The organism is Paracoccus sp. J39 (genome assembly GCF_000518925.1).
In the GTDB taxonomy this organism is placed as follows: Bacteria; Pseudomonadota; Alphaproteobacteria; order Rhodobacterales; family Rhodobacteraceae; genus Paracoccus.
Genome location: NZ_JAEN01000005.1, coordinates 1 through 18,707 on the forward strand (window position 1 = coordinate 1; position 18,707 = coordinate 18,707).

Annotated in this window: 19 protein-coding genes and 1 rRNA gene; 9 read left to right on the plus strand and 11 right to left on the minus strand. The window is 69.8% G+C overall.

The features are described from left to right. From L632_RS0106325 to L632_RS0106350, 7 genes are all read right to left on the minus strand, one after another. Positions 1-82: ribosomal RNA gene (locus L632_RS0106325) — 16S ribosomal RNA — on the minus strand; the annotation flags it as partial. Positions 83-441: 359 nt separating this feature from the next. Then, the gene (locus L632_RS24270) at positions 442-723 is read right to left on the minus strand and encodes a hypothetical protein (protein ID WP_156933629.1); all 282 of its coding nucleotides are present in this window, start codon (positions 721-723) and stop codon (positions 442-444) included. Positions 724-857: 134 nt separating this feature from the next. Continuing rightward, positions 858-1,628 (minus strand): enoyl-CoA hydratase-related protein, encoded by a 771-nt coding sequence (locus L632_RS0106330; RefSeq protein WP_028712954.1) that lies wholly within the window; start codon positions 1,626-1,628, stop codon positions 858-860. A 9-nt stretch (positions 1,629-1,637) separates the two neighbouring features. Further along, positions 1,638-2,765: an acyl-CoA dehydrogenase family protein gene (locus tag L632_RS0106335; protein ID WP_028712953.1), complete on the minus strand. Its 1,128-nt coding sequence runs from the start codon at positions 2,763-2,765 to the stop codon at positions 1,638-1,640. Then, a complete protein-coding gene (locus L632_RS0106340; RefSeq protein WP_036697497.1) occupies positions 2,762-3,943 on the minus strand; it encodes an acetyl-CoA C-acyltransferase in 1,182 nt (393 codons plus the stop codon). Before L632_RS0106340 ends, L632_RS0106335 begins: the two co-directional genes overlap by 4 nt. Positions 3,944-3,954: 11 nt before the next feature. After that, positions 3,955-4,722 carry an SDR family NAD(P)-dependent oxidoreductase gene (locus L632_RS0106345; RefSeq protein WP_028712951.1) on the minus strand — a complete coding sequence of 256 codons (768 nt, stop codon included), beginning with the start codon at positions 4,720-4,722 and terminating at the stop codon, positions 3,955-3,957. A 7-nt stretch (positions 4,723-4,729) separates the two neighbouring features. Further along, positions 4,730-6,394, minus strand: a complete 1,665-nt coding sequence (locus L632_RS0106350) for an acyl-CoA synthetase (RefSeq protein WP_028716499.1) — start codon at positions 6,392-6,394, stop codon at positions 4,730-4,732. Between the two features lie 128 nt (positions 6,395-6,522). On the opposite strand from L632_RS0106350, the gene L632_RS22155 reads away from it, so the two are divergent. Next, positions 6,523-7,545, plus strand: a complete 1,023-nt coding sequence (locus tag L632_RS22155) for an AraC family transcriptional regulator (RefSeq protein WP_036697500.1) — start codon at positions 6,523-6,525, stop codon at positions 7,543-7,545. On the opposite strand, the gene L632_RS0106360 is transcribed toward L632_RS22155, so the two are convergent. From L632_RS0106360 to L632_RS0106370, 3 genes are all read right to left on the minus strand, one after another. Continuing rightward, complete coding sequence (locus tag L632_RS0106360) at positions 7,502-8,443, minus strand: helix-turn-helix domain-containing protein (RefSeq protein WP_230376405.1); 942 nt, start codon at positions 8,441-8,443, stop codon at positions 7,502-7,504. The two genes, L632_RS22155 and L632_RS0106360, sit on opposite strands and share 44 nt — an antisense overlap. Before the next feature lie 187 nt (positions 8,444-8,630). Continuing rightward, on the minus strand, positions 8,631-9,734 hold the full coding sequence (locus L632_RS0106365; protein ID WP_028712947.1) for a ParB N-terminal domain-containing protein: 1,104 nt from the start codon (positions 9,732-9,734) through the stop codon (positions 8,631-8,633). After that, the gene (locus tag L632_RS0106370; RefSeq protein ID WP_028712946.1) at positions 9,731-11,035 is read right to left on the minus strand and encodes an AAA family ATPase; all 1,305 of its coding nucleotides are present in this window, start codon (positions 11,033-11,035) and stop codon (positions 9,731-9,733) included. Before L632_RS0106370 ends, L632_RS0106365 begins: the two co-directional genes overlap by 4 nt. Before the next feature lie 484 nt (positions 11,036-11,519). Here L632_RS0106370 and L632_RS0106375 point away from each other — a divergent pair, with 484 nt between their 5' ends. The 8 genes from L632_RS0106375 (at position 11,520) to L632_RS0106410 (ending at position 18,000) form a co-directional block, all read left to right on the plus strand. After that, positions 11,520-12,194, plus strand: a complete 675-nt coding sequence (locus L632_RS0106375) for a hypothetical protein (protein ID WP_028712945.1) — start codon at positions 11,520-11,522, stop codon at positions 12,192-12,194. A gap of 92 nt (positions 12,195-12,286) precedes the next feature. Then, a complete protein-coding gene (locus tag L632_RS0106380) occupies positions 12,287-12,544 on the plus strand; it encodes a PepSY domain-containing protein (protein WP_028712944.1) in 258 nt (85 codons plus the stop codon). A gap of 139 nt (positions 12,545-12,683) precedes the next feature. Continuing rightward, positions 12,684-13,646 carry a biotin synthase BioB gene (bioB, locus tag L632_RS0106385; RefSeq protein WP_028716501.1) on the plus strand — a complete coding sequence of 321 codons (963 nt, stop codon included), beginning with the start codon at positions 12,684-12,686 and terminating at the stop codon, positions 13,644-13,646. Beyond that, positions 13,643-14,764 (plus strand): aminotransferase class I/II-fold pyridoxal phosphate-dependent enzyme, encoded by a 1,122-nt coding sequence (locus L632_RS0106390; protein WP_028712942.1) that lies wholly within the window; start codon positions 13,643-13,645, stop codon positions 14,762-14,764. The genes bioB and L632_RS0106390 overlap by 4 nt, the downstream gene beginning before the upstream one ends. Then, the gene (bioD, locus tag L632_RS0106395) at positions 14,761-15,378 is read left to right on the plus strand and encodes a dethiobiotin synthase (RefSeq protein ID WP_028712941.1); all 618 of its coding nucleotides are present in this window, start codon (positions 14,761-14,763) and stop codon (positions 15,376-15,378) included. The genes L632_RS0106390 and bioD overlap by 4 nt, the downstream gene beginning before the upstream one ends. Continuing rightward, positions 15,378-16,658: an adenosylmethionine--8-amino-7-oxononanoate transaminase gene (gene bioA, locus L632_RS0106400; RefSeq protein ID WP_028712940.1), complete on the plus strand. Its 1,281-nt coding sequence runs from the start codon at positions 15,378-15,380 to the stop codon at positions 16,656-16,658. Before bioD ends, bioA begins: the two co-directional genes overlap by 1 nt. After that, positions 16,655-17,260, plus strand: coding sequence for a pimeloyl-ACP methyl esterase BioG family protein (locus L632_RS0106405; protein ID WP_028712939.1), 606 nt, complete (start codon positions 16,655-16,657; stop codon positions 17,258-17,260). Before bioA ends, L632_RS0106405 begins: the two co-directional genes overlap by 4 nt. Further along, the gene (locus tag L632_RS0106410; RefSeq protein WP_028712938.1) at positions 17,257-18,000 is read left to right on the plus strand and encodes a methyltransferase domain-containing protein; all 744 of its coding nucleotides are present in this window, start codon (positions 17,257-17,259) and stop codon (positions 17,998-18,000) included. The genes L632_RS0106405 and L632_RS0106410 overlap by 4 nt, the downstream gene beginning before the upstream one ends. Here L632_RS0106410 and L632_RS0106415 read toward each other — a convergent pair. After that, complete coding sequence (locus L632_RS0106415) at positions 17,997-18,665, minus strand: GntR family transcriptional regulator (RefSeq protein ID WP_028712937.1); 669 nt, start codon at positions 18,663-18,665, stop codon at positions 17,997-17,999. The two genes, L632_RS0106410 and L632_RS0106415, sit on opposite strands and share 4 nt — an antisense overlap. Between the last annotated feature and the right edge of the window lie 42 nt (positions 18,666-18,707).

The following is an 18,707-nucleotide window of genomic DNA, read 5'->3' on the forward strand; positions in this document are numbered from 1 at the left end:
AACCCCGAAGGGTTCGCTCGACTTGCATGTGTTAGGCCTGCCGCCAGCGTTCGTTCTGAGCCAGGATCAAACTCTCAAGTTGAAAGCCACCGAAGCAGCTATCCTTGACAGAAGAACCTTGCACATCTGTCACCCGCGACTAGCGGGTGATCATCTCTGCTTGTCGTTCCACAAAACGTGAACCGTCAAACAGTGAAGCTGACACCTGGATCATCGGGNTCCCCCTACCAGGCCGATATGCAAACTCCCTCGCCGAAAAACGACCAGACCGCCCGCATATCCCTTCAGATATACCATAATGTCAAAAAGCAGAGGAAACAAAATCGCGGAAGATGCGTCATTCGCTTGACGCCCCGTCCGGTCAGTCATTCCCAGATTGTCTCGGTTCCGCTCCCGCTTCCCCGTCCCGTCCGACGCTGCCGTCGTTCGGTGAGCGGGTATCTAGACCCCGCAAAACAAACCCGCAAGACCAAAAATAAAGAAAAATGACAGAAGAAGGTAACTGCCCGTAAAGTAAGGGAAAATGGGGAAAGCCTCCGTGGGTCGCAGGGCCTCGGTCTCTTCGAGGGAAGCTTCCTGCTCGGCGCCGATTCTGCGCGCATTGCTCTGATAGCGCGGGAAACCGCAGCTTTTGCTGGATAGCGGCGGCGGAACGGGCGGCGGGGCATGATTCTGGCAGGAAAGAATCCTGTCGGGATTCGCAGAATCGGCCACCGGCCCCATGCGACGCTCCGGATATGGAGCGTCCTGCAGGGACGGGGGGCTCCGCCCCCCGCCCTTCCGGCCCCTGGACGGGGCCGGAAGGGCGTCCCCCGGAGTATTTGGGAAACGGAGAAAGCCGGCAGACCCGAAGAGATTCAGTCGGGGTGGAACTCCGGCTTGCGCTTTTCCAGGAAGGCCCGCATGCCCTCGCGCTGGCCTTCGGTGCCGAACAGCCGGTGGAACAGCCGACGCTCCCAGGCGACGCCCTCGGCCAGCGACAGCTCCTCGGCCCGCATCACCGCCTCGCGCGCCAGCCGCGTCGCGGGCCGCGAATAGCCGGCGATCTGCTTCGCCGCCGCCATCGCCTCCTCGACCACCTGATCGTCCGGCACCACACGCGCCACCAGCCCGGCGCGCAGCGCCTCGGTCGCGTCCATCATCCGGCCGGTCAGGTGCAGGTCCATCGACAGCGCCCGGCCGATCAGTTTCGTCATGCGCTGCGTGCCGCCCATGCCGGCGATCACGCCCAGCTTGACCTCGGGCTGGCCGAATTTCGCGCCCTCGCCGGCGATGGCGAAATCGCACATCATCATCAGCTCGCAGCCGCCGCCCAGCGCATAGCCGTTCACCGCCGCGATCTTGGGGGTGCGCGTGGCGGCGAAGCGGTCCCAGGTCGAGAAGAAATCGGCCTCGACCATCTCCTCGGCGCTCTTCTCGGCCATTTCCGAGATGTCCGCGCCGGCCGCGAAAGCCCGCTCCGAGCCGGTGACGACGATGGCGCCGACGCCCCTGTCGGCATCCAGCGCCTCGGCCGCCGCCGTCAGCTGCTCGGCCAGCGCCGAGTCCAGTGCGTTCAGCGCCTCGGGCCGGTTCAGCCGGATCAGCGCCACCCGGCCCTCCCGCGTGATCTCGATCAGTTCAGCCATGCTCCCCCCTCACAGGTTGCGGGCGATGACGAGGCGCTGCACCTCGCTCGTGCCCTCATAGATCTGACAGACGCGCACGTCGCGATAGATGCGCTCGACCGGGTAATCGGCCAGGTAGCCATAGCCGCCATGCAGCTGGATCGCCGCCGAACAGACCCTTTCCGCCATTTCCGAGGCGAAAAGCTTGGCCATGCTGGCCTCGGTCAGGCAGGGCTTGCCGGCCTCGCGCAGCATGGCGGCGCGCAGCACCATCAGCCGCGCCGCGTCGATCTGCGTCGCCATGTCGGCGAGCTTGAAGGCCACCGCCTGATGCTCGATGATCGGCCGGCCAAAGGTGATGCGTTCCCGCGCATAGGCCAGGGCCGCCTCATAGGCGCCGCGCGCCATGCCGACCGCCTGCGCGGCGATGCCGATGCGCCCGCCCTCCAGGTTCGACAGCGCGATCTTGTAGCCCTCGCCCTCCGCCCCCAGCCGGTTCTCGACCGGCACGCGCATGCCGGTAAAGGCCAGCGCGCAGGTGTCCGAGCTGTGCTGCCCCAGCTTGTGCTCGACCGAGACCACCTCGTAGCCCGGCGTATCCGTCGGCACGATGAAGGCGGAAATCCCCTTCTTGCCGGCCGCCGCATCCGTCACCGCAAAGACGATCACCACCTTGCCGTTCTTGCCCGAGGTGATGAACTGCTTGGCCCCGTCGATGACGTAATGGTCGCCCTCGCGCCGCGCCTTGGTGCGCAGGTTCGAAGCGTCCGAGCCGGCATGCGGCTCGGTCAGCGCGAAACCGCCGATCCACTCGCCGCTGGCCATCTTCGGCAGGAAGCGCGCCTTCTGTTCGTCGGTGCCGAAGCGCAGGATCGGCACGCAGCCGACCGAGCTGTGCACCGACATGATGGTCGAGCATGCCCCGTCCGCCGCCGCGATCTCCTCCAGCGCCAGCGCATAGGCGACCGCGCCGGTCTCGGACCCGCCATGTTCCTCGGGCACCAGCATGCCCAGAAAGCCCAGTTCGCCCATCTCGGTCAGCTCGGCGCGCGGAAAGGCATGCTCGCGGTCGCGCTGCGCCGCCCCCGGCGCCAGCCGTTCGCGCGCAAAGTCGCGGGCAGCGTCGCGGATCTGTTCCTGTTCCTCGGTCAGCATCATGGCATCCTCTCGATGGCCACCGCCGTCGCCTCGCCGCCGCCGATGCACAGGGACGCGATGCCGCGCTTGCCGCCATGCGTCTCCAGCGCCGCCAGCAGCGTCACCAGCACCCGCGCGCCGGATGCGCCGATGGGATGGCCCAGCGCGCAGGCGCCGCCATGCACGTTGACCACCTCATGCGACAGGCCAAGATCGCGCATCGCCGCCATGGCGACCACCGCGAAAGCCTCGTTCACCTCGAAGAGGTCGTAATCCGAAAGCGCCGTCCCCGTCCGCTCCAGCAGGCGCCGGACCGAGCCGATGGGCGCGGTCGGGAACAGGCTGGGCTTGTCGGCATAGGTCGCGTGCCCCAGGATGCGCGCCCGCGGCACCAGCCCGCGCCGCTCGGCCTCGGATGCCCGCATCAAGACCAGCGCCGCCGCCCCGTCCGAGATCGACGAGGAATTCGCCGCCGTCACCGTGCCCCCCGGCCGGAAGGCGGGCTTCAGCGTCGGGATCTTGTCCAGCCGCGCCTTGCCCGGCTGCTCGTCGGTATCCACGACCGTCTCGCCGCCGCGGCCCCTGACCGTCACCGGCGCGATCTCGCCCGCGAAATGCCCGGCGGCAATCGCCTTCTGCGCCCGGGTCAGCGAGGAAATCGCGAATTCGTCCTGCGCCTCGCGGGTGAACTGATAGGCTTCCGCGCAATCCTCGGCGAATGTCCCCATCAGCCGGCCCTTGTCATAGGCATCCTCCAGCCCGTCCAGGAACATGTGGTCCATCACCTGGCCATGCCCCATGCGATAGCCGCCGCGCGCTTTGGGCAGCAGATAGGGCGCGTTCGACATGCTCTCCATGCCGCCCGCCACCACCACCTCGGCGGAGCCGGCGACAATCAGGTCATGGCCCAACATCGCCGCCTTCATGCCCGAGCCGCACATCTTGTTGACGGTCGTGGCCCCCGCGCCCAGCGGCAGGCCCGCGCCCAGCGCCGCCTGCCGCGCCGGGGCCTGGCCCTGGCCGGCGGGCAGCACGCAGCCCATGATGATCTCGTCCACCGCCTGCGGGTCCAGCCCGCCCAGCGCCGCCTTGATCGCGGTCGCGCCCAGCGCGGCGGCCTCGACCCCGGCGAAATCGCCCTGGAAGCCGCCCATCGGCGTGCGGGCCGCGCCCGCGATGACAATCGGATCGCTATCCATGATGAACCCCCTTATTTCGGTGCCATGCGCAGCGCGCCGTCCAGCCGGATGACCTCGCCGTTCAGCATCTGGTTTTCGACAATATGGCGCACCAGCGCCGCATATTCCGCCGGATTGCCCAGGCGCGGCGGGAAAGGCACATTGGCGCCCAGGCTGTCCTGCACCTCCTGCGGCAGCCCGGCCATCATCGGCGTGGCAAAGATGCCCGGCGCGATGGTCACCACCCTGATGCCGTGCCGCGCCAGTTCCCGCGCCGCCGGCAGGGTCAGCGCCGCGACGCCGCCCTTCGAGGCTGCATAGGCCGCCTGCCCGATCTGCCCGTCATAGGCCGCGATCGAGGCGGTGTTGACGATCACCCCGCGCTCGCCGCCCTCGCCCGGTTCATTGCGCGCCATGGCATCGGCGGCCAGCCGCAGCATGTTGAAGGTGCCGACCAGGTTGATCTGGATGGCGCGGGCGAAACTCTCCAGCCCGTGCGGCCCCTCGCGCCCGACGATCTTCTCGCCCGGCGCCACGCCGGCGCAGTTCACCGCCACGTCGATCCGGCCGAAGGCCTCCAGCGCCGCGGCCACCGCCGCCTCGCCCTCCGGGCCGCTGGTCACGTCGGTCCTGACAAAACGCGCCGCCTCGCCCAGTTCCGCCGCCATGGCCGCGCCAGCCTCGGCGTTGACGTCCAGCAACACCGCCCGCGCGCCCGCGCCGGCGGCCATGCGCGCCACCGCCGCGCCCAGGCCGGAACCGGCGCCGGTGACCAGAAAAACCCTGTTCTCGATCTGCATGATGTCCTTACTCCCGGGCCAGTTTCTCGACTTCCGCCTTGCGCAGGATGAAGCGCTGGATCTTGCCGCTCGGCGTCTTGGGCAGGTCGGCGACGAAATCGATCATCCGGGGATAGGCATGGGCCGACAAGCGTTTCTTGACATGCTGCGCCAGTTCCTCGCGCAGCGCCTCGGTCCCCTCGGCCCCCTTGGCCAGCACGACGAAGGCTTTCACGATCTCGGTCCGCTCGGGGTCGGGCACGCCGACCACCGCCGCCTCGACCACCGCGGGATGCTCGATCAGCGCGCTTTCCACGTCGAAGGGCCCGATGCGATAGCCCGAGGAGGTGATGACATCGTCCGACCGGCCGATGAAGCTGATCGACCCGTCCGGCTCGAACTCCACGCTGTCGCCGGTGCGGTAATAGCCCCCCGCCAGGGCCGGCGTCGCCTGGTTCAGATAGCCCGAGAACCACATCAGCGGCGAGCGTTTCATGTCGATGGCCAGCACGCCCGGCTGGTTCGGCCCCAGCTCGTTGCCGTCATCGTCCAGCACCACCACGCGATAGCCCGGCATGGCCAGGCCCGCCGAGCCCGGACGCACCGGATGCTCCAGCCCGTGATGGTTGTTCACGCACATGCCCATCTCGGTCTGGCCATAATGGTCGTGGATCGGCACCGAAAGATGCTCGCCGAACCAGCGGATGATCTCGGGGTTCAGGGGCTCGCCGGCGGAACTGACCACCCGCAGCTGCCCCTTGACCGCCGCGGCCGCCTCCGGCCCCGCCGCGATCAGCAGCCGGTAGGCGGTGGGCGAGCCGGCAAGGCTCGTCACCCCCATGCGCCCGATGATGCGATAGGTGCTCTCGGCGGTAAAGCCGCCCTCGTAGAAGATCGTCGGCTGGCCCAGCAGCAAGGGCCCGGTCAGCGCGTAGTAAAGCCCGTAAGCCCAGCCCGGATCGGCGATGTTCCAGAACACGTCCGTCTCGCGCAGGTCGATGGCGTCGCGCATATAGGCGCCGAAGGCCAGCAGCGCCCGCAGCGGCACCGGCACCCCCTTGGGCAGCCCGGTGGTGCCCGAGGTTGACATCATCATGAACAGGTCCTCGCCGCGCCGCATCACCGGCTCGAATGCGTCCGAGGCCATGGCCAGCGCCGCGCGGAAATCCACGTCGCCCGGCGCCAGCGGCGCCTCGCCGCGCAGGGTGGCGACCAGCGGGCAATCCTCGACCTCGTCCAGCTTGGGCCGCTGCGCGGCATTCGTCACCACCAGCTTGGCGCCGCTGGTCTTCAGCCGGTGCTCGATGGCCTTGGGACCGAAGGCGGTGAACAGCGGCTGATAGACCGCGCCCAGCCGCCAGGCGCCCAGCACCGTCGCGACCAGCTCGACCGTGCGCGGCAGCAGCCCGGCCACCACGTCGCCCGGCCGGACGCCCTTGTCGCGCATCAGGTTCGCCGCCCGCGCCGACAGCGCGCGCAGATCCTCGAATGTGTATTCCGTCAGCGCCTCGTCGGCCGAGAGGCAGCGCAGCGCCACCCGATCCGCGCCGCAACGGCGGTCGCAGCATTCGACGCAGGCGTTCAGCCCGGTCTCCAGGTCGCCGCGCAGCCCGGCGATGGCGTCCTCGATGCGGAATTGCGCCACGGCCTGCTCATAGCCGGGCCGCGACCGGGACAGGGTCGTCGCAGACATGTCTTTCCTCCTCAACTCTCCCGCATTCCCGCGGGCTCCTCGAGTTCGGCGGCAGCTTAGCGCCGGATGCATTGCAAACAATGACATTCGCGGCCAGAATATCTGATCGGTTTTGCAATACGGCCGCCATGGAACGCCGCACCATCTCCCCCGGCTTCGTCGAGGACGCGCTGGACTGCCTTCACCGCCGCGGCATCGACCCGGCGCCGCTGCTGGCCCATGCCGGCATCGCGGCCTTGGGCGAGCCGGTCTCGAACCTGCAATACGGCAAGCTCTGGCTCGCCATCGCCGAGCGGATCCGCGACGAGTTCTTCGACGAGGCCGCCCGCCCCATGCGCCCCGGCAGCTTCCAACTGCTCTGCCATGCGGTCCTGCATGCCGGCACGCTGGAGCGCGCGCTGCGCCGGGCGCTGCTGTTCCTGTCCGTCACCCTCGACGACCCGACCGGCACGCTGCGCCTGCGCGACGGCCAGACCGAGATCGTGCTGGGCGACGCCGGCCCGCCGCGCCGCGCCTTCGCCTATCGCACCTATTGGCTGATCCTGCTGGGGGTGATGTGCTGGCTGATCGGCCGCCGCATCCCGCTGATGCAGGTCGATTTCGCCTGCCCCGCACCGGAAAACCGCCGCGACTACCACCAGTTCTTCGGCGCCCCGGTGCATTTCGGCCAGCCCGCCAGCCGCCTGACCTTTGCCGCCAGCTACCTGTCCCTGCCGACCATCCGCAGCGAAAAGGCGCTGGAAACCTTCCTGCGCGGCGCCCCCGCCAATATCCTGCTGCGCTATCGCCACGACCAGGGGCTGTCGGCGCGGATCCGCGCCCGGCTGCGCGCCGCCCCGCCCGAGGACTGGCCCGATTTCGACCGCCTCGCCGCCGAGCTGCGCCTGGCCCCCGCCACCCTGCGCCGTCGCCTGCGGGCCGAGGGCCAGGGCTTCGCCGCCATCCGCGCCGAGATCCGCCTGATGCGCGCCCGCCAGCTTCTGCGCGAAACCGCGCTCAGCGTGGCCGAGATCGCCGCCCGGCTCGGCTATGGCGAACCCAGCGCCTTCCACCGCGCCTTCCTCAAGCTCGCCGGCACCACGCCCGCCGCCTTCCGCCGCGACGCGCTCAGCCCGCCAGCACCCACAGCCGGAACCGCCGCCCGCCGGTGATCTCGCGCGCCAGCCCCAGGTCGCGCATCCGCGCCAGCAGCCGCTCGGCGGTGTCGCGGCTGATGCCGGCGCTTTCCTCCAGCATCGCCGCGCTCAGCAGCGGATGCGCGGCCAGCGCCCGGACCACCCGGCCCGGATTGTCGCCCTTGATGCGCGCCACCGCCGCCAGCGCCCGGGCCTGCCACTCCGCCACCCGCGCCAGCTCGTGCCGCGCATCGGCGATGCCGGCCGTCACCGCCGCCAGATGCCCCGCCATGCGCTCGGCGGGCGTGCCGGCATCGACCCAGACGGCGCGGCCATGCCGGCCCAGCGGCACGAAGCGCAGCGCCTCGCAGCCCGCGGCCATGTCGCGCGCCGTCCAGGTGGCGGGCTCGGCCAGCAGCTCGGGCGCCGACAGCCCGCAAAGCCGCCACAGCACCCGCAGCGCCGGGGCCCGCGCCAGCGGCTCCAGCCCCGAGACCTGCGCCGCAAGCTCGCGGAACTCGCCGACGGCGGCGTCGAAATCCTGCCCCGTCGGCCGCAGCGCCAGCAGGTCGTCCAGGCCCGAGACCTCGGCCCGGTGCAGGCCCAGAAAGCCGCGCAGGTCGCGCGGATCGCCCTGCCCCTCCAGCCGCCGGATGCCCCAGCGCGCCAGCCGCATCGCCTCCAGATCGGCGCCGGCCCGCGCCTCCATCAGGTCGCGGCCGATCTCCTCGCGGCGCAGGGGCGTGCCCTGGGCCCAAAGCATCGCCTCGACCTCGACCAGCGCCAGCCGCCGGTTGGCGCCGGCCCGCGCCTCGGGCTCCAGCGCCGCCAGCGCGCCCTCCAGCCGCCCCAGCGCGAAGGCCGCGCGCGCCAGATCGGCGGCCAGCCCGGCCTGGGCGGAAAGCCACGCACCCGCATCAAAAAGCTGGCGCACCCCCCGTGTTCCGTGATATTCCATGTCCGAAGCGGATGGCATGTTTCCCGACCTGCAAGCAATCTTATCCGCAGAATATCCCCATTTTGCGGATCACTGGAAGGGGGCTTTCCAGCCCCCCGCCGCACCCCCTTTTCCGGCCCGGAAACCCGCGCCCTCGGGGGCAGGATCTTCCCCGCGGGGAAGATCAGTCCAGGCTCTCCAGCATGGCGCGCACCGCCGCCTCCAGCTTGCGCCGGTCCACGGCCGAGAAGTCGCGCGGCAGGCGGATCTCCAGCCGGCCGTTCGAGGCGGTGCATTTCGCGCTGCCATGTGGCTGCTGGATCTGGAAGCTGACGCGGGCCTTGCCGGCCGGCACCGACGGCGCCCGGCTGCGCGGTGCGGCCGGGCCCGCCTCGCCATCGCCCCCCTGCCCCGCATAGCGCCGCAGGATGTCCAGCTCGTCCCGGATCGAACGCGTGTCCCAATCCTTCAGCTCGGCCCGGATCGCCGCCGCCATGCCCGGCACCTCGTCCAGCCGCTGCGCCAGCGCCAGCCCCAGCGCGCGCGGGATTTCCGGCGCATACATCAGCGACTCGCCAAGCGCCTCGATCACCCGGATGAAGCTGCGGATATAGCTGCGCTTCTGGTAGCCGGCCGACTTGAACAGGATCGCCACCGCCTTTTCCGGGTCGTGCTCCTCGGTCATCGGGTCCATGGCGTAATGCAGCGCCAGCTGCGCCATCTCGGCGAACGAGATGTCCTTGCGCACCATGTTCTCGTCGACCATGCGCCGGTAAAGGCTCTCCAGCTCGTCGCCGCGGGCCGCGATCCCGGCCGGAATCCGGCCCCATTTCTCGGCATCGCCGGTCTCTTCCAGCAGCTGGCGATAGGCCGACAGCCGGCGCCAGCCCTGGATCAGCTCATAGCGGCCCTCGCCCGCCGGCTCGACCCGGATCGGGTTCGACAAGCCGATCTCGCGGATGGATTCGACCAGTTCCGACAGCTCGTAATCCGGCCCGGGCGCACGGTCGCGGATCAGCTTGCGGGTGTCGATGGCATCCAGCGGGATCATGTCGGTGATCAGCCCGGCGCGCTTCAGCCGCACATGCTCCTGCGCCAGCGCATCGTTTTCGGCGCGGATCTGCGCCTCCAGCCGGGCACGGTCGCGGGTGGATTCCGCCGTCTCGCTGATCGCCGTCGCCATCGGACCGCGGCGATGCTCCTTTTCCTCCTTCCCCGCGGGGAAGGTTTCCGGCGCCGCCTCGGCATCCGGCATCTCGATCTCGAACATGCGGCGCTTGCGGGTCATGCCTCATCCTCCAGCTTGTCCCAGGCGGCGACGACATGGGACTTGAACTCCTCATAGGCCTGATCGAAGGTCGCCCGCGCCCGCCGCCAGGTGCCGCGCGTCATCTCGCGATAGTCGATCTCGTAGATCGAGGACAGGAAGCGTCCGGATTGCTCGACCGCACGGGTCAGCTCGATCGGGTGCTGGGCCATGTGATTGCCGAAGACCTGCTGGAAGGCGCCATACATCGCCTGATGCAATTCGTTCGAGGGCTCGAAGCGGGTCATCAGGAAGCGGATGTCGGCAAAGGCCTTGGGCAGCTTGATCTTCCCCGTGGGGAAGTTCTCGAAACCATGCGACAGGTCCTCCAGCGCCTCGGAAAGCTGGCCGATGAAGCTGGTGGTCGAGTCGTATTCCCAATAGCCGGGGCCCGAAGGGATATAGAGCATGTCGGCGGCAAAGACGGCATTCATCGACTGGTAGCCGATGGCCGGCGGGCAGTCGAACAGGATCAGGTCATAGGCATCGTCCGCCAGGCTGTCGAGGAAGCGCGACACCGCGCCGAAGAAGGTCCATTCCGGGTTCAGATGCCGATACTGGGCGCTGGCGAACTCGACGAAGGCGGCATTGGCGCAGCTCGGCACGATGTCGATGGTGGACCAGGCGGTCGGCTTGATGAAATCGGCCGGGCGCAGCGTGCCAAGCCCCATGGCGCGGATCGAGGCCGGCAGCTTGCGCTGGGGCAGGGCGGTGCCGCTTTCCGCGCCGCGCGCGGCGGCGTTCATGCGGTCGGTCTCGCGCTCCAGGTCGCGGGCCATGATGCCCCAGACGGTATGGTCCTCGCCGACATCGGTCAGGCCCATGGAATGGCTCAGCGTCGCCTGCGGGTCGAAGTCCACCACCAGCACCCGATAGCCGTCCAGCGCCGCGGCATGGGCGAAGTGCAGCGCCACGGTCGACTTGCCGGCGCCGCCCTTGAAATTGGCGATGGCGGCGCGGAAGGCGCGCTTGCCCTCGGGCCGCCAGGGCATCAGCGTCTTGCGGTTGATGCGGATGCGGCGGCGCAGCTCGTTGATCTCGTCGAGCGAGAACCAGCGCTGGCGGCCGTCCTCCTCGACTTCCCCGAGGGGAAGGTTCGGCTCGGCCGCCAGCTTGCCGCGGAAGGTGGACTGGTTGATGCGGAAGATCAGCTCGGCGACCTCCCAGCTGGAAAAGCGGCGCAGGGTCTTCTCGTTGGCCGGGCTGAAGGTCTGGCGCCGGATCCAGCCCTGCATCTTCAGCGATTGCGCCTGCAGCTTGGCGAGGTCTTCATGCGTGTACATAGGATGCCTGTATTGATAGGACGCAGATTTTCTTCCGTTTCGCTTTTACGCCGGATTTGCACTTTTGGCAAAAGGCGTTTTCATTGACCGTGCCAAGATGCGGAAAATCCCGGATTTCCCGGCCCCCGCCGGCGAATCGCCCGGCGAATCCCCTGGCCGGACCCGGCCGGACGCAAAGCCGGAAATGGGGGACGCCACGACCCGGAGCGTGCCGGAATAGGGGACAAAACCGCGCGATAGGGGGACGTTCAGGATGTCCCGCTATACCATTGATACCGTTTTTTCTTTGATGATTTGGGCCGGAAAATCGGCCCGGCTGGGAATCGCTTGACAGAATCGGATTTCAGGACGCAAATACGAAACAGATGGCGAAAAGCGTTTCAAACGGCACCAGACCGACGCCGTCATCCGGGTTCTGACCCAGCAGGCAGGGCCCATCGGGCAGAGGAAAGGCAGCCGGACGCATCCGGGGGCAGGAGCAGACATGCAGGTGATCCGTGCCGTCGGCCGAGAGGCCGCGGCCAAGAAATACGATTTGCTCTCGGCGATGATGGCGCACGGGCTGGCCGGCGACAAGCATCGCCAGCGCCTGGTGCTGCGGCTGATGGCACTGATCACCACCCGCTATAACTGGCAGCGCGACGAGCTGACCATCGGCCAGCGCGAGATCGCCCGGCTGTGGTGCGTCGACGAGCGCACCGTCAAGCGCGAGATGGCCAAGCTGCGGGCGCTTGGCTGGATCGAGATCAAGCAGCAGGGCGCGCGGGGACGGGTCTCGGTGCTGCGGCTGAATCTTGAACGCATCTTGTTGGATACAAAGGCGGAATGGCCGAATATCGGCCCGGATTTCGTCGAGCGCGTCGGCGGCCAGCGCGCCGAGCCGGCCAGTAATGTCGTGCCGCTGCACCGGCCCGAACCGATGCCGGCAGAGGGGCTGTGGGCCGAGGCGCGGGCCCGGCTGGCCGAGGAGGATCCGGCGCTGTTCGACGCCTGGTTCGCCGGGCTGATCGAGGCCGAGCGGACCGAGACATGCCTGACCCTGTTCGCCCCAAGCCGCTTTCACGCCGCCTATGTGCAGACGCATCTGCTGGAGCGGCTGCGCATCGCCGTGCAGCGCAGCGACGGGCGCGTCGGCAAGGTGCGCCTGATCGGTCCCTGAGCCGCGCCGCGAATCGCTCGGCGCTGTAAGCGGGCTGTAAGCCTGACCCTGCTAAGACGGTCGTGCAGAACGCAAATGCAGGAGAGGGAATCATGCGTCTTGTCACTTTGATGCTGGCCATTCCGGCCTTGGCGAGCCCGGCCGCCGCCCATGACCGCTGCACTGTGCCGCAGGAGCAGCGCCGCCCGGCCACTGCGTTGCGCGCCGAACTGACGGCCAAGGGCTGGACCGTGGGCAAGATCGAACTGGAGGAAGGCTGCTACGAGGTTCGCGGAGAGGACCAGACCGGCCTGTCGGTCGAAGTCCTGTTCGATCCGGTCAGTTTTCAGGAAATCGGCCGGGATGATTGAACAGGCGGCGCGCCTCTGGTGGAAGGCGCGCGCCGCGGCTCCGTGATCGTTTCTGAGAATAATAGATAATATATATGGATTAACAAAGCGCCTCCGGCGGTTTTATAGATATCTCCACATGAGGCTTAGGGAGGTATCCATGCCCCAGCAAGCGCGCCGCGCCGCCGAGATCTATCACCAGCCGCTGATGGACCTGCTGTTTCAGGCCCAGACCGTCCACCGGGCGCATTTCGACCCGAATCTGGTGCAATGCTCGAAGCTGTTGTCGATCAAGACCGGCGGTTGCCCCGAGGATTGCGCCTATTGCGCGCAATCGGCGCGCAACGGCTCGGAACTGTCGGCCTCGAAGCTGGTCGAGGTGCAGCGGGTGCTGGCCGAGGCCAGGCGCGCCAAGGAAGCCGGGGCCACGCGCTATTGCATGGGCGCCGCCTGGCGCTCGCCCAAGGAACGCGACATGCCCGCCGTGCTGGCGATGATCCGCGGCGTCAAGGCGCTGGGGATGGAGACCTGCATGACGCTGGGCATGCTGGACGCGGACCAGGCGCTGCGGCTGAAGGATGCGGGGCTGGATTACTACAACCACAATATCGACACTTCGGAACGCTATTATTCCGAGATCATCACCACGCGGACCTTCCAGGACCGGCTGGACACGCTGGACCGGGTGCAGGCGGCGGGAATCAATGTCTGCGCCGGCGGCATCGTCGGCATGGGCGAGACGGCCGAGGACCGCATTTCCATGCTGGAGACGCTGGCCGGGCTGGAGGTGCCGCCGCAATCGGTGCCGATCAACATGCTGATGCCGATGGCGGGCACGCCCCTGGCCGATGTGCCGAAGCTGGACCCGATCGAGATGGTGCGCACCATCGCCACGGCGCGCATCCTGATGCCGGCATCCTATGTGCGGCTCTCGGCCGGGCGGTCCGAGATGAGCGACGAGATGCAGGCCATGTGCTTCCTTGCCGGTGCCAATTCGATCTTTGTCGGCGACACGCTGCTGACCGCGGGCAACCCGGGCGAGGACAAGGACGCGGTGCTGTTCGCCAAGCTCGGGTTGCGCGCCGAGGTGCTGGACGCCGCGTCCGAGGGCTGTGCGGCATGAGCTTCCCTCGGCACGCGGCGGCGCTGGAGGCGCTGGCGCAACGCGGCCGGCTGCGGCGGCTGGCGCCGGCTGCGGGGCTGGATTTCGCCTCGAACGACTATCTTGGGCTGGCGGGGTCGGACCTGCTGGCCGGCGCGGCGCGGGATGCGCTGGCGCGCGGCGTGCCGGTCGGGGCAGGGGGGTCGCGGCTGCTGCGCGGCAACCATGCCGAGCATGAGGCGCTGGAGGCCGAGGCGGCCGCGTTCTTCGGCGCCGAGGCCGCCTTGTATATGGGCGGCGGCTTCCAGGCCAATCAGGCGATCTTTTCGGCGCTGCCGATGCAGGGCGATCTGGTGCTGCATGACGCGCTGGTCCATGCCAGCGCGCATGAGGGGATGCGGCTGGGCCGGGCGGAATGCCGCGGCTTTGCCCATAACGACACGGGCGATGCGGCGCGGGTGATCGCGGACTGGCGCGCCTCGGGCGGGCGCGGCCGGGTCTGGATCGCGGTCGAAAGCGTCTATTCGATGGAGGGCGATCTGGCGCCGCTGGAGGCGCTTGCGGCATTGGCGGCGCGCGAGGACGCGGTGCTGGTGGTGGACGAGGCGCATGCGACCGGCGTTTTCGGCCCGCAGGGCAGGGGGCTGGCGCATGGACTGGCCTGCCCGCTGGTGAGCCTGCATACCGGGGGCAAGGGGCTGGGCGGCTCGGGCGCGCTGGTCTGCGCCGACCGGGCGCTGGTCGAGACGCTGGTGAACAAGGCGCGGCCCTTCATCTATGCCACCGCGCCCTCGCCTTTGTCGGCGGCGGTGCTGCGCGCGGCCTTGCGGGCGCTGGCGGAGGTGCCGGCGCTGGTCGAGGGCGCGCGGGCGCGCATGGCGCTGGCAGCCGAGGCGGCGCGGGATTGCGGGATCGCGGCGCAGAGCCAGATCGTTCCGGTACTCGTCGGCGAGGATTTCCGGGCGCTGGCGATGGCCGCGGATTTGCAGGCGCGGGGCTTCGACATCCGCGCCATCCGGCCGCCCACCGTGCCGAAGGGGACGGCGCGGCTGCGGGTCTCGGTCACCGGCAATGTCGGGGCGGGGGATATCGCGGCGCTGTTCGCGACCATCGCGGCGCTGGAAAGGGCGGCGGCATGAGCGCGGTCGTGGTCGCCGGCACCGATACCGGCATCGGCAAGACCGTGTTCAGCGCCGGGCTGACCCGCGCGCTGGGCGCGAGTTATTGGAAGCCGGTGCAGGCCGGTCTGGAGGAGGAGACCGACAGCGAGGTCGTGGCGCGGCTTTCCGGGCGTCCGGTGCTGCCCGAGGCCTATCGGCTGCGCCTGCCCGCCTCGCCGCATCTGGCGGCCGAGCGCGAGGGGGTTGAGATCGATCCGGCGCGGCTGGCCTTGCCCGCGGTGGCCCCGCTGGTGGTCGAGGGGGCGGGCGGGCTGATGGTGCCGCTGACCCGGCGCCTGCTTTATCTGCAGGTGATCGCGGGCTGGGGGGCGCCGGTGGTGCTGTGCTGCCGCACCGCGCTTGGCACCATCAACCATGCGCTGCTGTCGCTTTGGGCCCTGCGCGCCGCCGGCTGCCGGGTGGCCGGCGTGGCCTTCATCGGCGCGGAGGCCGAGGACAGCCGCCGGGTGATCTGCGAGATCGGCGCGGTGCGCGACCTGGGCCGGCTGCCGGTGCTGGAAAGGGTGACGGAGGAGGCGCTGGCCGATGCCTTCGCCGGCATCGACGTGGCGGCGATCCGGGGGGTGCTGTGATGGACGCGGCGTTCGACCGGCGGCACCTGTGGCATCCCTATTCCTCGATGCGCGATCCGGGGCCGGTGCATGAGGTCGCGGCGGCCGAGGGGGTCTGGCTGGAACTGGCCGATGGCGCGCGGATGATCGACGCCATGTCGTCATGGTGGGCGGCGGCGCATGGGCATCGCCACCCGAAGCTGGTCGGGGCGATGCAGGCGCAGCTGGACCGCCTGCCGCATGTGATGTTCGGCGGGCTGACGCACGCCCCGGCCGTCGGGCTGGCGCGGCGGCTGGTCGCGATGCTGCCGGCGGGGCTGGGCCGCATCTTTTACAGCGACAGCGGCTCGGTCGCGGTCGAGGTGGCGCTGAAGATGGCGGTGCAGGCGCAGCTTGGGCTGGGGCAGGCGGGGCGGGTGGCTTTCGCCAGCGCCCGCGGCGGCTATTACGGCGATACCTGGAAGGCGATGAGCCTCTGCGATCCGGTGACCGGGATGCACCGTCATTTCGGCGCCGCCTTGCAGGTGCAGCATTTCGTGCCGCGCCCGCCCATTCCCTTCGGCGCGGAATGGGACGAGGACCCGGCGCGGAACGGGCTTGCCGCGGTCGAGACGCTGTTTGCCGAAAAGGCGCATGAGATCGCCGGCTTCATCGTCGAGCCGGTGGTGCAGGGCGCGGGCGGCATGTGGTTCTATCACCCGCGCTGGCTGGCCGGGCTGCGCGCGCTGTGCGACCGGCACGGCGTGCTGCTGATCCTGGACGAGATCGCCACCGGCTTCGGCCGCACCGGCACGCTTTTCGCCATGGAACGCGCCGGGGTGGTGCCGGATATCCTGTGCCTCGGCAAGGCGCTGACCGGCGGCATGATGAGCTTTGCCGCCACCGTCGCGTCAGGCCGGGTGGCCGAGGCGATTGCGGAGGGGCCGACGCCGGTGCTGATGCACGGGCCGACCTTCATGGGCAATCCGCTGGCCTGCGCCGCGGCCTGCGCAAGCCTCGATCTGCTGGCGGAAGGCGCATGGCCGGGGCAGGTCGCGGGGATCGAGGCGGGGTTGCGCCACGGCCTTGCCCCGGCGCGCGGGTTGTCCGGCGTGCGCGATGTGCGGGTGCTGGGCGCCATCGGGGTGATCGAGACGCAGGCGCCGGTGGACATGGCGCGCGTGCACGGGTTCTGCCGCGAGCGCGGGGTGTGGCTGCGGCCCTTCGGGCGGCTGCTTTACTGCATGCCGCCCTTTGTCGCCCGGCCCGAGGAGGTGGCGCGCATCTGTGCCGCCATGGTCGAGATCGCGGGCTGGCGATGAGGGCGGAATGGCTGCGCCGCACGGGCGCCGAGGAGCTGATCGTGGTGCTGACCGGCTGGGCGGTCGGGTCCGCGCCGCTGCGGCATCTGGCCGGGCCGGCCGATGTGCTGGTGCTGTCGGATTACCGCGAGCTGACGCCGCCGGACTGGCCCGGCGGCTATGCGGCGATGGACCTGGTCGCCTGGTCCTTCGGCGTGGCGGCGGCCTGCCATTTGCCGGATCTGTGGGGCTTTCGGCGCAAGGTGGCGGTCTGCGGCTCCTGGGCGCCTTGCGACGACGATCTGGGGATTCCGCGCGATATGGTGCGCGCCACGGCGGAGAATCTGTCCGAAGCCTCGCTGCGGCAATTCGCGCGGCGGGCGGGGTGTCCCATGGCGTCGGGCGGCGCCGATCTGGCCGCGCTGCGCGAGGAGCTGGAGGCGGTGATGGACCGGGACAGCGGGCGGGACCCCGGCTTCGACCGCATCTGGCTGGGCGCCGCCGACCGCATCTTTCCGCCGGAGAACCTGCGCCGTGCCTGGTGGGGCGGGCCGGTTGCGCTGCTGGATTGCGGGCATAATCCCTTTGCGCAATGGCGCGACTGGTCCGAGGTGCTGGCATGAACGCGCTGGCCGGGCGGGTGGCGCGGTCCTTCGCGCGCGGCATGGCGACCTATGACGGGGCGGCGCTGGCGCAGCGCCGGATTGCGGCGCGGCTGTTCGCGGCCTATCGCCGCGCCGCGCCGGGGCATTGCCCGGCAAGGGTGCTGGAGGCGGGTTATGGTTCGGGCCATCTGACCCGGCACCTGCTGGGGTTGCGGCCGGCGCGGCTGTGGCTGAACGACCTGGCGGCGCCGGAACTGCCGGGCGTCGCGGCGGGCTACCTGCCGGGCGACGTGGCCGAGGTGGCGCTGCCGGGGGCGGTGGAGCTGGCCGCCTCGGCCTCGATGATCCAATGGGTTCCCGATCCGGCGTGGGTCGTCGGCCGGCTGTGCCGGGCGGTGGCGCCGGGTGGGTATCTGGCGCTCTCGGGCTTCGCGCCCGGACATTTTCCCGAGTTGCGCGACCTAGGCAGCCGGGCGGCGGCGCCGTCCTATCTGACCGGGGAGGAGATGGCGGCGCTGCTGCCGGCGGGCTGGCAGGTCCGGGGCGCGGGGGAATGGCGCATCGCGCTGCATTTCCCCGGCGCGCTGGAGGTGCTGCGGCATCTGCGCGCCACCGGGGTCAACGCCTGCGCCGGGCAGATCCGTTCACCCGGGGCGCTGCGCGATTTCATGGCGCGTTACGAGGCGCGGCAGGGCGGGGGGCGAGGCGTGGCCCTGACCTATGTCGCAAGCTGGCTGGTGGCGCGAAAGACGCCCTAGCCGTGGATGGCGAAGGCGTCGCGCTGCTTGTCGCCGCTGCCGGGCACCGGGCGGCGGCCGATCCAGCGCACATGCCGCGCCAGCGTGGCGCAAGCCAGGTCTACCTCGCCCTTGCGCAGCGCGGCCAGGATGGCGCGGTGGTCGTGGTCGGTGCGCGTTTCCCAGTTCGACTGCCAGGCGGCGAACAGGAACCGGGCGCTGGCCGCATGGAGGTCGTCGATGGCGGCGAGCAGGCGCGGCATGGCGCAGGGGGTCAGGATCAGCTTGTGAAAGCGGCGGTTCGCCGCCTCCCAGCTGCGCACGTCGCGCGAGGCGTCGCCGGCCTTGGTCGCCTCTTCCGCCGCGTGCAGGATCGCCGGGGTCAGGTGCGGCGCGGCGTGGCGCAGCGCGAGTTCCTCGAGCGCGGCGCGCATCTCGGCCACCTCCTTGACCTCGGGCAGGTCGAAGGCGGCGACGCGCACGCCGCGGCGCGGTTCGCTGATCGCCAGGCCTTGGGCTTCCAGCCGGCGGAAGGCCTCGCGCACCGGGACGTGGCTGGCGCCGAATTCCTCGGCGATATGGTCCTGGCGCAGCCGCTCGCCCGGGCCGATCTCGCCCGATACGATCCGGTCGGCCAGCACGCGGCTGATGCGGACCGCCAGGGTTTCTTCCGTTCCTGCGCTCATGGCGGCATGGATAAGCCGGGGGGCGGGGATTGTCGATAAGGC

Excerpts from the sequence above, each read along its gene's own strand:
- L632_RS22155 (WP_036697500.1), top strand. The coding sequence starts at position 6,523 with ATGGAACGCCGCACCATCTCCCCCGGCTTCGTCGAGGACGCGCTGGAC.
- L632_RS0106415 (WP_028712937.1), bottom strand. The coding sequence starts at position 18,665 with ATGAGCGCAGGAACGGAAGAAACCCTGGCGGTCCGCATCAGCCGCGTG.
- bioD (WP_028712941.1), top strand. The coding sequence starts at position 14,761 with ATGAGCGCGGTCGTGGTCGCCGGCACCGATACCGGCATCGGCAAGACC.
- L632_RS0106405 (WP_028712939.1), top strand. The coding sequence starts at position 16,655 with ATGAGGGCGGAATGGCTGCGCCGCACGGGCGCCGAGGAGCTGATCGTG.
- L632_RS0106370 (WP_028712946.1), bottom strand. The coding sequence starts at position 11,035 with ATGTACACGCATGAAGACCTCGCCAAGCTGCAGGCGCAATCGCTGAAG.
- L632_RS0106350 (WP_028716499.1), bottom strand. The coding sequence starts at position 6,394 with ATGTCTGCGACGACCCTGTCCCGGTCGCGGCCCGGCTATGAGCAGGCC.
- L632_RS0106365 (WP_028712947.1), bottom strand. The coding sequence starts at position 9,734 with ATGACCCGCAAGCGCCGCATGTTCGAGATCGAGATGCCGGATGCCGAG.
- L632_RS0106380 (WP_028712944.1), top strand. The coding sequence starts at position 12,287 with ATGCGTCTTGTCACTTTGATGCTGGCCATTCCGGCCTTGGCGAGCCCG.
- L632_RS0106390 (WP_028712942.1), top strand. The coding sequence starts at position 13,643 with ATGAGCTTCCCTCGGCACGCGGCGGCGCTGGAGGCGCTGGCGCAACGC.
- L632_RS24270 (WP_156933629.1), bottom strand. The coding sequence starts at position 723 with ATGGGGCCGGTGGCCGATTCTGCGAATCCCGACAGGATTCTTTCCTGC.
- L632_RS0106345 (WP_028712951.1), bottom strand. The coding sequence starts at position 4,722 with ATGCAGATCGAGAACAGGGTTTTTCTGGTCACCGGCGCCGGTTCCGGC.
- L632_RS0106410 (WP_028712938.1), top strand. The coding sequence starts at position 17,257 with ATGAACGCGCTGGCCGGGCGGGTGGCGCGGTCCTTCGCGCGCGGCATG.
- L632_RS0106330 (WP_028712954.1), bottom strand. The coding sequence starts at position 1,628 with ATGGCTGAACTGATCGAGATCACGCGGGAGGGCCGGGTGGCGCTGATC.
- L632_RS0106340 (WP_036697497.1), bottom strand. The coding sequence starts at position 3,943 with ATGGATAGCGATCCGATTGTCATCGCGGGCGCGGCCCGCACGCCGATG.
- bioB (WP_028716501.1), top strand. The coding sequence starts at position 12,684 with ATGCCCCAGCAAGCGCGCCGCGCCGCCGAGATCTATCACCAGCCGCTG.
- L632_RS0106335 (WP_028712953.1), bottom strand. The coding sequence starts at position 2,765 with ATGATGCTGACCGAGGAACAGGAACAGATCCGCGACGCTGCCCGCGAC.
- L632_RS0106375 (WP_028712945.1), top strand. The coding sequence starts at position 11,520 with ATGCAGGTGATCCGTGCCGTCGGCCGAGAGGCCGCGGCCAAGAAATAC.
- bioA (WP_028712940.1), top strand. The coding sequence starts at position 15,378 with ATGGACGCGGCGTTCGACCGGCGGCACCTGTGGCATCCCTATTCCTCG.